The 12,896-nt window shown below is 29.7% G+C and carries 12 protein-coding genes; all 12 read left to right on the top strand.

Annotated elements, in window-relative coordinates; genetic code table 11:
• Genes ABNT22_RS16165 through ABNT22_RS16110 form a run of 12 tightly spaced genes read left to right on the top strand, consistent with a single transcriptional unit; the run spans nt 1 to nt 12,896 of the window.
• Nucleotides 1-1,125 carry an ATP-grasp domain-containing protein gene (locus ABNT22_RS16165; RefSeq protein WP_348717638.1) on the top strand — a complete coding sequence of 375 codons (1,125 nt, stop codon included), beginning with the start codon at nt 1-3 and terminating at the stop codon, nt 1,123-1,125.
• Between the two features lie 6 nt (nt 1,126-1,131).
• Nucleotides 1,132-2,055 (top strand): glycosyltransferase family 2 protein, encoded by a 924-nt coding sequence (locus tag ABNT22_RS16160; RefSeq protein ID WP_348717639.1) that lies wholly within the window; start codon nt 1,132-1,134, stop codon nt 2,053-2,055.
• A gap of 5 nt (nt 2,056-2,060) precedes the next feature.
• Nucleotides 2,061-2,690 carry an acetyltransferase gene (locus tag ABNT22_RS16155; RefSeq protein WP_348717640.1) on the top strand — a complete coding sequence of 210 codons (630 nt, stop codon included), beginning with the start codon at nt 2,061-2,063 and terminating at the stop codon, nt 2,688-2,690.
• Nucleotides 2,687-3,811 (top strand): dTDP-4-amino-4,6-dideoxygalactose transaminase, encoded by a 1,125-nt coding sequence (rffA, locus tag ABNT22_RS16150; protein WP_348717641.1) that lies wholly within the window; start codon nt 2,687-2,689, stop codon nt 3,809-3,811. Before ABNT22_RS16155 ends, rffA begins: the two co-directional genes overlap by 4 nt.
• A 14-nt stretch (nt 3,812-3,825) precedes the next feature.
• Complete coding sequence (locus ABNT22_RS16145) at nt 3,826-5,211, top strand: ArnT family glycosyltransferase (RefSeq protein WP_348717642.1); 1,386 nt, start codon at nt 3,826-3,828, stop codon at nt 5,209-5,211.
• A gap of 15 nt (nt 5,212-5,226) precedes the next feature.
• Nucleotides 5,227-6,726, top strand: a complete 1,500-nt coding sequence (locus tag ABNT22_RS16140) for a lipopolysaccharide biosynthesis protein (protein WP_348717643.1) — start codon at nt 5,227-5,229, stop codon at nt 6,724-6,726.
• Nucleotides 6,723-7,823 (top strand): polysaccharide pyruvyl transferase family protein, encoded by a 1,101-nt coding sequence (locus tag ABNT22_RS16135; protein ID WP_348717644.1) that lies wholly within the window; start codon nt 6,723-6,725, stop codon nt 7,821-7,823. Before ABNT22_RS16140 ends, ABNT22_RS16135 begins: the two co-directional genes overlap by 4 nt.
• A gap of 6 nt (nt 7,824-7,829) precedes the next feature.
• Nucleotides 7,830-8,819 (top strand): nitroreductase family protein, encoded by a 990-nt coding sequence (locus tag ABNT22_RS16130; RefSeq protein ID WP_348717645.1) that lies wholly within the window; start codon nt 7,830-7,832, stop codon nt 8,817-8,819.
• A 15-nt stretch (nt 8,820-8,834) separates the two neighbouring features.
• The gene (wecB, locus tag ABNT22_RS16125) at nt 8,835-9,956 is read left to right on the top strand and encodes a non-hydrolyzing UDP-N-acetylglucosamine 2-epimerase (protein WP_348717646.1); all 1,122 of its coding nucleotides are present in this window, start codon (nt 8,835-8,837) and stop codon (nt 9,954-9,956) included.
• 1 nt (nt 9,957) lies between these two features.
• On the top strand, nt 9,958-10,680 hold the full coding sequence (locus ABNT22_RS16120) for a glycosyltransferase family 32 protein (RefSeq protein WP_348717647.1): 723 nt from the start codon (nt 9,958-9,960) through the stop codon (nt 10,678-10,680).
• A 3-nt stretch (nt 10,681-10,683) separates the two neighbouring features.
• The gene (locus ABNT22_RS16115; RefSeq protein WP_348717648.1) at nt 10,684-11,784 is read left to right on the top strand and encodes a glycosyltransferase; all 1,101 of its coding nucleotides are present in this window, start codon (nt 10,684-10,686) and stop codon (nt 11,782-11,784) included.
• A 2-nt stretch (nt 11,785-11,786) separates the two neighbouring features.
• Nucleotides 11,787-12,896 (top strand): EpsG family protein, encoded by a 1,110-nt coding sequence (locus ABNT22_RS16110; RefSeq protein WP_348717649.1) that lies wholly within the window; start codon nt 11,787-11,789, stop codon nt 12,894-12,896.

Here is a 12,896-nt window from a genome sequence, read left to right as displayed (position 1 = left end):
ATGAAAAAAATAGCAATTCTGGGAGCGAGTTTTCCTCAGAGACGTTTGGTAGAACAGGCAAAGAGAATGTCTATCGAAACTCACGTGTTTGCTTGGGATAAAGGTAATATTGTGAAAGACATTGCAGATTATTGTTATCCAATTTCTACATTAGATAAAGAAGCAATTTTAGAGAAGTGTTTAGAAATAAAGATTGATGGAATTCTGACTGTTGGTTCTGATATAGCTGTAGATACAGTTAACTATGTTGCGGATAAACTTTCATTAGTTGGTAACTCTATGGATACATCAATGATTTGTAGAGATAAACACTTAATGAGAAGTAGTTTTAAAACTAATGGAATTCCTTCTATAAAATTTCAACTGATTAAAACTGAAAAGGATTTAGAAAAAACTGATTTGAAGTATCCTTTTATGGTCAAAGCAACAGATAGATCTGGAAGTAGAGGTGTTACTCGAGTAAACAATTTAGAAGAAGCTAAAGTTGCTTTTAAAGAAGCGTTAGAGGTTTCTCTGAATAAAAAAGTTATTATTGAAGAGTATTTTGAAGGAGTACAATATAGCATGGAAATGATAAGTCAAAATAATAAACATTATTTTGCTGGTATTACAGAAGAGTTTTATACAGGGCCACCTTACTTTGTAGAGAAAGCTCATGTGGTACCCGGAAGGATTGATGAAAAACTATTATTAAAAGCTATAAATTTAACAAAGGATACTCTTACTGCTCTAAAATTTGAAAACGGAGCATCACATACAGAATTAAGAATTAATGAGAACAATGAGTTTTGTATCATAGAAGTTGCAGGAAGAATGGGAGGTGATTTTCGAGCAGAGATGGTAGAAAACGCATATAGTTATAATTATTTAGAAGATACTATAAAAATAGCATTAGGTATAGGAATCGAAAAAGTGAAAAATGTTCCAGTTCAGTTTTCATTTGTTAAATGGATTCTTAATAAAGCAGATAAAGAATTGTTAAATGACTTAAGTTCCTATAATATTTTAGATAAAAATATTTATGGTGAAATTAATGAAAGCGAAATTCAGTCGAGTGAATTTAGAATGGGGTATGTACTAGGAACATCAAAATCGTTTCCAAATATTGTTTTAAATAAAAAATAAACTAAAATGACCTTATCAGTAGTCTCAACACTATACATGTCAAAACCATTTTTAGATACGTTTATTAAAGAAATAGTATCGGCAATAAATGATTTAAAGATTGATGATTATGAGTTGGTTTTTGTAAATGATGGATCTCCAGATGATTCTTTACAGTTTTTGTTGGAAAAGAAAAAGGAGGTTTCTGAAATAAAGATAATTGATTTATCCAGAAATTTTGGGCATCATTATGCAATGCAAGCGGGTTTACTCCATGCAAAAGGTGATTTGGTCTTTTTAATTGATAATGATTTGGAAACTCCTCCAAGTTTTTTGAAAGATTGTTATAGAGAAATTCATAAAGATGATACGATAGATGTTGTATTTGGTTATCAAGAAGAAAGAAAGGGAGGGTTTATAGAAAATTTTGGAGGACGCTTGTTTTGGTGGGCAATCAACAAATTTTCAGAAGTTAAGATTCCTAAAAATATTGCAACTGAAAGGTTAATGAAGAGAGCATATTTAAATAGTTTACTTTCTCTAGGAGATACGAACCTTTTTTTAGGAGGTATGATGCATTGGGCAGGATATAATCAAAAAGGAATACCTGTGACAAGAGGATTAAGAGAAGGTAAAAGTACATATAGTACTAAAAAAAGATTAGAGTTAATGCTACAAGCAGTAACTTCTTTTTCTGGTAAACCTCTTGAGTACTTGTTTTATACAGGAATATGTATAACTTTTTTTAGTTTATTAGCAATTGTTTTTTTACTCGTTAAAAAAGTAGTTCTAGGAGATTCTATTCAATTAGGATGGACTTCATTAGTGGCTATTAATATTTTAATTTTAGGAGTAATTTCAACATTTTTAGGCCTAATTGGAATTTATTTGTTTAAGATTTTTAAACAAGTTCAAAATAGACCTAACGTGATAATTAGGAAAATTTATTAAAGTCAATGAAAACATTAGCTATTATTGGTGCAGGAGATTTAGGGAGGCAGATTGCAAATTATGCTTTAGAAGATGGTCATTATCAAAAAGTTGTTTTCATAGATGATTATTCGAATGAATCTTATAAATATAATATACCTATTATTGGAAATAGTAATGATATCGAAAAGCTGTACAAGAAAGGAGCCTTTGATGAGCTAATTATAGGTATTGGATACAAGCATCTGCAAAAAAAGAAAGAACTTTACATAAGGTTTAAGGGAGCTATTCCTTTTGGTAAAATTGTGCATTCAACTTCTTGGATAGCACCATCTGCAAAGGTGTTGTCAGGTACAGTTATTTATCCTAATTGTAGTGTTGATATTGATGCAGTTATAGAAGAAAATACAATACTGAATAATGGATGTACAATTGCCCATGATTCAATAATTCAAAAGCATAGTTTTTTAGCTCCAAGAGTTGCAATTGCAGGATTTGTTAAAGTGGAAGAGCAATGTATATTGGGAATAAATTCAACGATTATAGATAATATTTTCGTCAAGGAGAGAACGCAAATTGGAGCAGGAACAGTTGTTATAAAAAATATAGATAAATCAGGGTTGTATGTAGGAAACCCACATAGATTAGTTAGATGATACCATTTAATAAGCCATATTTAACAGGTCAAGAAACAGAATATATTAGAGAAGCCGTAGCTAGTGGGAAAATTTCTGGTAATGGAATTTTTACAAAAAAATGTCAAAACTTTTTTGCTGAAAACTACGGTTTTAAAAAAGTATTATTAACAACTTCATGTACCGATGCATTAGAAATGTGTGCAATGTTGGCAAATATAGAACCTGGAGATGAGGTAATTATTCCTAGTTTTACATTTGTTTCAACTGCAATAGCTTTTATTAGACAAGGAGCTAAAGTTGTTTTTGCTGATTCTTATAAAGATAACCCTAATATTGATGCAGATAAAATTGAAGCATTAATTACTTCAAAAACAAAAGCTATTGTACCAGTACATTATGCTGGAGTGGCATGTGATATGGATAAAATAATGGAGTTGGCTGATAAGTATGATTTACTCGTTATAGAAGATGCGGCTCAGGCTATAGATAGTTTTTATACCAATAAAAAAGGAGAGAAGAAAGCTTTAGGAAGTATTGGTCATATGTCTGCTTTTTCTTTTCATGAAACGAAAAATATTATTTCTGGAGAAGGAGGAATGTTGGCCATTAACGATGAGCGATTTGTTAAGAGATCCGAAATTATTTGGGAAAAAGGGACAAATAGAGCAGAGTTTTTTCGAGGAGAAGTAAATAAATATGGTTGGGTAGATACAGGTTCTTCTTTCTTACCTTCAGAAGTTATAGCTGCTTTTTTATGGGCTCAAATCGAAAACCTTGATAAAATTCAAAATAGGAGAAAAGAAATTTGGGAACGTTACCATAATGGTCTTAAAAGTAGAGGGTTGAAACATATAGTATTACCTAAAGTTCCTGAATATGCAACTAATAATGCACATATGTTTTATATTCTAACAGAGAATTTGGAACATAGAACACGAGTAATTAAAAAGCTTAAAGAAAATGGGTTTAGTGCAGTTTTTCATTATATATCACTGCATTCAAGCCCTTATTATATAGATAAGCACGATGGAAGAGATCTTGAAAATTCAGATAAGTTTACTAGTAATTTAATTAGACTTCCATTTTTTTATGAATTATCAAATGAGTCTATAGAATCAATCATAAAATTAATAGATTAATTAGTCTTTTTCATATGGAGAATAAAGTTTTTAAAATATTAACAGGACTTACATTTTTGTTAAGCGCTGTTTTATTAATAAGTTTTATGGTTAGTCCAACGATAGGACTTGATTCTGGGTTTTATTTAGCAATAGGTAGAGAGTTTTATTCGGGAAAAGTATATTTTCATGAGATAGGAATAGCGTACACGCCATTATCAATTATTACTTTCGGAATCCCATTTTTGTTTGATGATATGCCAAGTTATCAATGGCATTTATTAATGAACGTTTTAATTACGATAGGATCATCTTTTATTTTCTATAACTTGTTAAAACGAATATCCAACAATAAATCTAGAAACTTATTTTTCGTATCAGCATTTGTGCTGTTGAGTTTTGTGTTTGATGGAAGGCATTTGATGTTAGAGCCTTTATCGGTCTTTTTTCAGCTGTTAGCCCTTTACTTCTATTTAAACTTTAGAGAATATAATACGTTTAAAAACCTGTTTTTATCAGGAGTAACTATTTGTTTAGCTTTCTTATCTAAACAATATGGGTTGTTTATTTTATTGCCTATTGCGGCCGATCTTATTTTAAATAAGAAAGAAAAATTAAAGTCAATCTTGTTGTTAAGCTCGGGTATGTTACTGCCTTTAATATTGTTTTTTGGTTATTTATCAAGTTACGGAGTTAATTTGGTAGAATTTATAAAATTTATTTTAGGAAAAGGGACTGAGTTTGATAATGGAAATGGTACAGCAATAAATGCAAGTACTATTTCTCACTTTATAGAGTTACTTTATTTTATTTTATTCAATTTGTATTTGTTGATAATTCCTGTGCTTTTGGTACTTTATTACAAAGTTTTGGATACAAGAAAGGTATTGTACATTCTTTTATTTTTATCCTCTTTAACAGTGCTTAAATTCGCAACATATTTTCACTACTTTTTGTATGTTGTGCCTTATTCGTTGTTGTTATTCGCCTATTTATTCAGCGTCAGCAAGAATAAAAAAGTGAATTTGCTAAGTTACGTTTTGTTAGGAGTATCTCTTTGTTTTTGGACCTTGTATATTGGTTTAACTTTAAAAAATGGAAATCAAGCATATATAAGTAAACAACAAGAAGAAATTAAAATTTTAAATACTTATATACCTAAAAAATCTAGGGTCTACTTAGATGGACCTTCACCTGCCTTGTATTATTTATGTGATTTTCAATCAATTAATTTGAAGAAAATTTCATTTGTTTTTCCTGATTATTTTTTTCCGAAAAGTATTGCTAGTAATATGGAGTCAGGAGCGTATATAGTAACACCTAAGAAAAAGCAAGAAACCTACGAAAACTTATTGCAAGAAGAGTTAGTTAAAGAGGTTGTATTAGGAGGAAAGGAGTACGTAATACTAAGACAGAAATAATACGATATTAATTAAATGAGTCAATTAAAAAAAGGAGCAATTCTTTCATATATAAATATCTTAGTAACCAATATTGTAGGATTGTTACTAACTCCTTTTATTGTAAAATCATTGGGTGATTCAGAGTATGGATTATATACTTTAGTTGGGTCCTTTATAGCCTATTTTTCATTGATGGATTTGGGGTTGAATAATACCGTAATTAGATTTGTTGCTAAATACCGTACTCAAAAGGATAAGAAAGGAGAAGAAAATTTTCTAGCTACTATAATGTTAATTTATTTTGCCATTGCGTTATTGATTGTAGCATTGGGAATTATCATGTATTTTAATCTAACAAGTATTTATGGAGAGAGCTTATCGCCATCAGAACTTCATAAGGCAAAAATAATGTTTGTTATTTTAATTTTTAACGTAGCTATTACTATTCCAGGAGGAGCCTTTATTGCTATAAGTTCTGGTTATGAGCGATTTGTGTTTCCTAGAATGACAATTTTAATCAAGTATATTGTTCGTTCGTTACTTTTAGTGTTATTACTAAGTTTAGGCGGAGATGCTGTTTCAATTGTAGTGTTAGATACCGTAGTAAATGTACTTTTTATAGCGATAAATGGTGTTTTTGTTCTTGGAAACTTAAAAGTAAAAATAAGATTACATTCTTTAAATAAGGAACTGTTGTCAGAAGTATTTTCGTATTCAACTTGGATCTTTGTTTTAGCTATTATAGCTCAATTTCAGTGGCAATCTGGTCAATTGGTTTTAGGAGCATTAAAAGGAACTACCGTCGTTGCTATTTATGCTGTAGGAGTTATGCTAGGAACCTATTACGGAGCTTTTGCATCTGCGTTTTCCAGTTTGTTATTACCAAAAGCTACAAAAATGTTGTACAATAACTCTTCGCATGAAGAAATAAACAACATGTTTATTAGAATAGGTAGAATAACATTAATGATTTTACTTTTAATTTTAGGAGGTTTTATTTTATATGGGCAACAGTTTGTAAAACTATGGTTAGGAGAAACTTATTTACTATCATGGAAAATAGCCTTGTTTATTATGATTGTCATAACAATACCTCTAAGTCAAAGTTTTGCTAATAGTATTTTAGAAGCTTCTAAAAAGATTAAATTTAAAGCAATAATAGCTTTGTCTGCTATAACCATTGGAATGATTTTAGGAGCATTCTTAGCAAAAGAATACAATGCAATGGGAATGATTTTTGGAATTTTGCTGGGAAGATTTCTAAGTGAATTAATACTTAATATTTATTACGTTTATGCTGTTAAGCTTAATGTATTGAAGTTTTTAATAGAGGTTTTTTTAAAAAATATGCTAGTGTTTGTACTAGTTTTAGCCTTAGGTTTTTTAATAGATAAAATACCTGGAGAAGGCTGGATTAATTTTGGTGGTAAAATATTTGCATATGCCATAACATTTTTAAGTTTATTTTACATCTTTGCAATGCAAAAAGAGGAGAAATTAATAGTTGAAAAACTGATTAAGATTAAATTATGAGAGTTAAAACAATAACATGTCACAGAGTATATAATCACGGAGCAAGTTTACAAGAATATGCTTTGTTGAAATATCTGAAAAGTTTAGGGCATGATGCCGAAACAATTGATTATACACCAGATTATTTAAGTAATCATCATAATTTTTTCAATGTTGCAAACCCAAAGTATGACAAGTTTTTGATCAAATGGTTATACTTATTAGCAAAGTTACCACAGCGATTAACATTGTTAAAAAGAAAAAAGGCGTTCGACGAGTTTGAAAACACATACATTCCGTTTACAAAGAAAAACTATACAGATAATACAGAATTAAAAAATGATTTGCCAGATGCAGACGCTTTTATTTGTGGAAGTGATCAGATTTGGAATTCATTTTTTCAAAATGGTAAAGATCCCGCATTTTATTTAAATTTTGTCCCAGATAATAAACTTAAAATTTCTTATGCTGCAAGTTTTGCTATAGATGAGATTGAGGATGATTTAAAGCCATTCGTTAAAGAAAATGTAGAACGTTTAAATAATATTTCAGTTAGGGAAAGTTCAGGATTAAAAATTTTAGAAGGATTAGATGTCAAAAATGCTCAGCAAGTTTTGGATCCAGTTTTTCTATTAAGTCCAGAAGAATGGAAAGAAAGCTTTGTAACCCCAATTGAAGAAAAGTATATTTTCGTTTATGATTGCGATAGCAATCCAAATATTAAAAAAATTACTGAATACACAGCTAAGAAACACGGTCTTAAAATTTTTACCGTAAATGACAACGTAACGTATTCAGACAAGAACTTCTATTTAGAAGGGCCAAAAACCTTTTTGTCTTTAATAAATTCAGCGGAATATGTGATAAGTAATTCGTTTCACGCAGTTGCGTTTTCATTACTATTTAATAAAACATTTTTTGTGGTAGATAGAAGTGAAAAAATAAACACGAGGATGAGAGATATAATGAGCTATGTAGGGTTGTCTGATTTTCATTTAGCAGAACATGAATATAAATCATTTGATAATTTAGAAATAGATTATGCAGATGTAAAAGAAAGAATAAGAGTAAAAGTCTTAGAGTCTCAAAAGTTTTTGAAAGAATCATTAAGTGAATAATGTAAGATGATAGGAAGAGTAAAAGCAAAATTATATGCCTATTTCTTTTGGCAGACGAATATTGGAGAGTATTTAAACAAAATCTATGATTTAAAGATCTTTTTGTCAAATTCTTTTCGAACAGATAAACTTCAAACCAAAGAGAATTATATCGCTTTTTTAACAAAGCAATACCATATTATCGAAAAAGGATTGGCATTGCCAAATCCAAGGCAAAATTTCGGAAAGCCAAAAATAATTTTGCTAATTGAAAAAGCGAATGAATATGTTAAACAATATGGTTCTGATCGATTAATAGATGGTATAAAAGAAACGTTAACTTCATATTTAGAAAGGAATATAAATCTCGAGAAAGAGGAGAATGAACTATTTGTTTTAATACAGAATTTTGTCAGTACCAATTCTGCTTCAAATAACATTGGAGGTCTAAAGAAGTTGGATAAAGATTATATAAATAATATTGCAAGTTTTGATTTTGATTCATTTGTTAAATCAAGAACGAGTGTACGTAATTTTTCTGATGAGGAAGTTTTAATAGATGAAATTTATCAGGCTGTAGAAATGGCGAGATACGCACCTTCAGTTTGTAATAGACAAAGTTGGAAAGTTCATTTTTACAGTGATGATAAAGTAAAAAAGGAGCTTTTAAAATTGCAAAATGGAAATAATGGATTTACCGATTCCATTAATAAAGTTTTGCTTATTACAACAGATACAAAGAAGTTCACAAAACTTGAAAGTAACCAAGTTTTTGTGGATGGAGGATTGTTTTCAATGAATCTACTTTTATCATTACATTCATTGGGAATCGCCTCTTGTTGTTTAAATACATGTTTACCTTATGTTGATGAAAAAAAGATGAAGATGGTTGGAGAAATACCAACTTCAGAAAGGTTAATCATGATGATTGGAATTGGGAAATATAAAGACTCTTTTGAAGTAGCTATATCAGATAGAATTCAGCCAAAAGATATAGTAGAGACTAAGCATAAATAGAATAAAAAAGATCTTATGAAAAAAAAGATACTAGTCTGTTTTGGTACTAGACCAGAAGCAATAAAAATGAGTTCATTGGTTCATGAATTGAAAAGTGAACCGTTGTATGATGTTAAAGTGTGTGTTACTGCTCAACATAGAGAAATGTTAGATCAAGTAGTTGATTTTTTTGAAGTAACCCCAGATTATGATTTAGATATCATGAAAGCTAATCAAACATTGAATGAATTAAGTGGACGCATTTTTTTAAAAATGGATGCGATAATATCAGATTTCAATCCAGATTTGGTGCTAGTACATGGAGATACAACTACTTCAAGTATTTGTGGTTGGGCAGCTTTTAATAAAGGAGTTAAAGTAGGACATGTTGAAGCAGGGTTAAGAACGCACAATAAATTCTCTCCTTTTCCAGAAGAATTAAATAGACAAATTACAGGTAGAATAGCAGATTTTCATTTTGCACCAACAACGATATCTAAACAAAACCTTTTAGAAGAAAAGATACAAGAAAATAATGTAACTATTACTGGAAATACAGTAATAGATTCTCTTTTATGGACGGTAGATAAGATCGATGGAGGATATTCTAATTCGGTAATTTCAAGTTTAGAAGAGAAAATAGATTTTACAAAAAAAGTAATTTTAGTAACTGGCCATAGAAGAGAAAACTTTGGAGATGGTTTTTTAAACATTTGTAAAGCTATGGTAACTATAGCAGAACGTGAAGATGTAGAGATTGTTTTTCCTGTGCACTTAAATCCTAATGTGCAAAAGCCAGTAAATGAGTTGTTATCAAACTATAAAAATATTCATTTAATTGCTCCTTTAGATTATCCTGTGTTTGTTTGGATGATGAAAAAATCTCACTTGATTATTACAGATTCAGGAGGGGTACAAGAAGAAGCACCTTCTTTAGGAAAACCTGTCTTGGTAATGAGAGATACAACAGAAAGACCGGAAGCAGTAAAAGCGGGTACTGTTAAGCTTGTTGGAGCAAACTACGATAGGATAACAGAAAGTGCTTTTGAATTGCTAAACGACGAAAACTTATATAATACAATGTCGAAAGCCCATAACCCTTATGGAGATGGAAAGGCAAACAAAAGGATTGTAGAATTTTTAAAAGAAAATTTGTAAAATGATACCTAAGATAATTCATTATTGTTGGTTTGGAGGAAATCCTCTTCCGCCGTTAGCTGTTAAATGTATAGCGTCATGGAAGAAATACCTTCCAGAATATGAAATAATTGAATGGAATGAAAGCAATTTTGATTTAGAACAATATCCATTTGCTAAAGAAGCATTAGAAAATAGAAAGTTTGCCTTTGTTTCAGATGTGTGCCGATTACATGCATTAAAAGAAATAGGAGGAGTTTATATGGATACTGATGTTGAGGTCTTAAGAGGTTTAGATCCATTTTTAGAAAAGAAGGCTTTTTCTGGTTTTGAAAATGATGATTTTGTACCTACCGGTATCATGGCAAGTGAAAAAGATGGAGTATGGGTTACTGAAATGTTAGCATATTATGATGGAAGATCTTTTGTAAAAGAAGATGGAGAATTAGATACAACTTCAAATACTAAAATAATAACTGATTTAATGATTGAAAAAGGATTTGTTATGAATAATTCTTTTCAAGAAGTTGAAGATTATATAGCATTTTATCCTAATGATTTCTTTTGTCCTAAAAGTTATAAAACAGGTAATATAGAGCTAACTGAAAATTCATACTGTATTCATCATTTTGCTAAATCTTGGATATCTCCAACGGGAAGATGGAGAAACATTATCAAAATGAAAGTAATGAATATTTTTGGGGCACATCGTGTGCAAAAAGTTATAGACCTCATAAAGAAATAGAAGGTGAGAGTAGTTTATTTAATGGATCAAATGTATTTGCATGGTGGAGCAGAAAAAATTGTTTCATTAAAAATTAATTCATTGATTGAAGATTTTGGATATGATGTTTTTTTGATTACTAATGGTCAAAGGAATAAAAAGAATGTGTATACCTTATCGCCAAAAGTAAATCAATTAGATCTTAATATAAATTACACTCAAGGAATAAGTTTCTTCCATCCTGTAAACTTATTAAAAACAATACAGCATTTTTTTAAGTTAAAAAGTACATTTAAAAAAATTGATCCAGATATAATTATATCAGTTAGCCAAACACCAGATCAGTTTTTTTTACCCTTTATTAGAAAGAAGACACCTAAAATTAAAGAATTTCATTCCTCGGGAGTGAGCCTAAATTTAGGTTTCTTAAAACGAAAGTTGTTTAACTTATATAAAAAATACACAACGTTAGTTTTATTAAATAAAGACGAACAACAGTATTACCCTTTTCCAAATACATTTATCATACCTAATTTTATTGATAAAAGAGAGGAAGAGTTATTTACGGATTATTCTAATAGAGATAAGGTTATTATTGCGGCAGGAAGAATTGCACCTGTAAAACAATTTGATCACTTGATAGAAGCGTGGAAGTTAATCTTTGAAAAATTTCCTGAATGGGAAATTCATATTTACGGAGAGGGGGATGATGAATTAAAAAATCAACTACAAACTATTCAGTCGAATTACGAAATTAAAAACTTGTATTTCAAAGGAGCTGTTTCAGATTTAGATCAAAGAATGAAAAAAGCTTCTTTATATGCAATGACTTCTTCAACAGAATGTTTTCCAATGGTATTATTGGAAGCCATGTCCAATGGTGTTCCTATTATAAGCTACGATTGTCCTAATGGACCAAGAAATATTATAAGTAGCCAAAAAGAGGGAATATTAGTACAAGGAGATAATATTAAAGCTTTTTCGCAAAAACTAGAGAGTATAATTTTACAAGAAGAAGCGAGAGGAGATTTGAGTATCGGTGCATTTGAAACGAGCAAAGAATTTTTGAAAGATAAAGTGATGATCAAATGGGTCGACCTATATAAAAAGTTAAAGAAAGTTTAGTTATGTTAAATGTAATAGGTCTTTTTTTATATAGCGTTATTCCTGCACAATATTATGGTGTTGTTTTTTATAACGTACTTTTGTTTTTAACCGTTGGTGTTTCAATAGACCTAGTTTCTAATAGAAAGCAAGTTTATCATGCAAGGGTAAAGAAGAATATATTACCCATAACAATATTAATAATTTTGTTCCTTTTTATTGGGTTTAGACCTTTAAGTGTTCACTTTGGTGATATGGGACATTATTACTTTAGTTTTGAAGAGTATGCAAGAGGAGAAGGAGTTTACGAAACAAAAGATGTTTTTTGGCATTTGTTTATGAAGTTTTGTAGTGGAATTATGACCTCTACAAGTTTTTTTCTAGTATGCGCAATCATTTATACAGTTCCTATTTATATAGCTTGTAAAAGATGGTTTAAAGAAAACATGTATATTCCTTTTCTAATGTTTATAGCTTCCTTTTCTTTTTTTAGTTATGGAACCAATGGGATTAGAAATGGGATAGCAACGTCGTTAGTGCTTCTAGGTTTTTCTTATAGTAATAAAAATTGGATAAAAAAATACCTATGCTTTACTTTAGGACTAATGACTCATATGAGTGTTATTATACCAATTGGAGGATATTTATTATCGGTTATTTATAAAAAAACAAAACATTATTTATATGGATGGTTTTTAGCAATTCCTTTGTCACTCGTGCTGGGTAGCTTTTGGGAAAATCTTTTCGCATCTATAGGTTTTAATGATAAGAGATTGAGTTATTTAACAGCGGGAAATATAACCGGAGAAAATTTTGCGTATACAGGATTTAGATGGGATTTCGTATTGTATAGTTTTTCCGCAATATTTGCAGGGTATTACTTTATTTTTAAGAAAAAATTTGATGATAAAGTATATCATCAATTGTTTAACATTTATGCAGTAGCTAATGCCTTTTGGATATTAGTAATTAGAGCAAATTTTTCTAATAGATTTGCTTACTTATCATGGTTTATGATGGCAGTTGTTATTTTTTATCCATTCTTTAAACAGAAATTTTTTCGCAATCAAAATAAAAGATTAGCAGTTATAGTAATTTTATACTTTGCTTTTACTTATTATATGACTTCTTAA

It is taken from the genome of Tenacibaculum sp. 190130A14a (genome assembly GCF_964048965.1).
GTDB lineage: Bacteria > Bacteroidota > Bacteroidia > Flavobacteriales > Flavobacteriaceae > Polaribacter > Polaribacter polynesiense.
The sequence above is the reverse complement of the archived record's forward strand: the minus strand, read 5'-3'. Positions and strand labels throughout refer to the sequence as shown.

What these genes read in the sequence shown, in the direction of transcription:
- ABNT22_RS16165 (WP_348717638.1), top strand. Translation starts at nt 1, where the DNA reads ATGAAAAAAATAGCAATTCTGGGAGCGAGTTTTCCTCAGAGACGTTTG.
- ABNT22_RS16160 (WP_348717639.1), top strand. Translation starts at nt 1,132, where the DNA reads ATGACCTTATCAGTAGTCTCAACACTATACATGTCAAAACCATTTTTA.
- ABNT22_RS16155 (WP_348717640.1), top strand. Translation starts at nt 2,061, where the DNA reads ATGAAAACATTAGCTATTATTGGTGCAGGAGATTTAGGGAGGCAGATT.
- rffA (WP_348717641.1), top strand. Translation starts at nt 2,687, where the DNA reads ATGATACCATTTAATAAGCCATATTTAACAGGTCAAGAAACAGAATAT.
- ABNT22_RS16145 (WP_348717642.1), top strand. Translation starts at nt 3,826, where the DNA reads ATGGAGAATAAAGTTTTTAAAATATTAACAGGACTTACATTTTTGTTA.
- ABNT22_RS16140 (WP_348717643.1), top strand. Translation starts at nt 5,227, where the DNA reads ATGAGTCAATTAAAAAAAGGAGCAATTCTTTCATATATAAATATCTTA.
- ABNT22_RS16135 (WP_348717644.1), top strand. Translation starts at nt 6,723, where the DNA reads ATGAGAGTTAAAACAATAACATGTCACAGAGTATATAATCACGGAGCA.
- ABNT22_RS16130 (WP_348717645.1), top strand. Translation starts at nt 7,830, where the DNA reads ATGATAGGAAGAGTAAAAGCAAAATTATATGCCTATTTCTTTTGGCAG.
- wecB (WP_348717646.1), top strand. Translation starts at nt 8,835, where the DNA reads ATGAAAAAAAAGATACTAGTCTGTTTTGGTACTAGACCAGAAGCAATA.
- ABNT22_RS16120 (WP_348717647.1), top strand. Translation starts at nt 9,958, where the DNA reads ATGATACCTAAGATAATTCATTATTGTTGGTTTGGAGGAAATCCTCTT.
- ABNT22_RS16110 (WP_348717649.1), top strand. Translation starts at nt 11,787, where the DNA reads ATGTTAAATGTAATAGGTCTTTTTTTATATAGCGTTATTCCTGCACAA.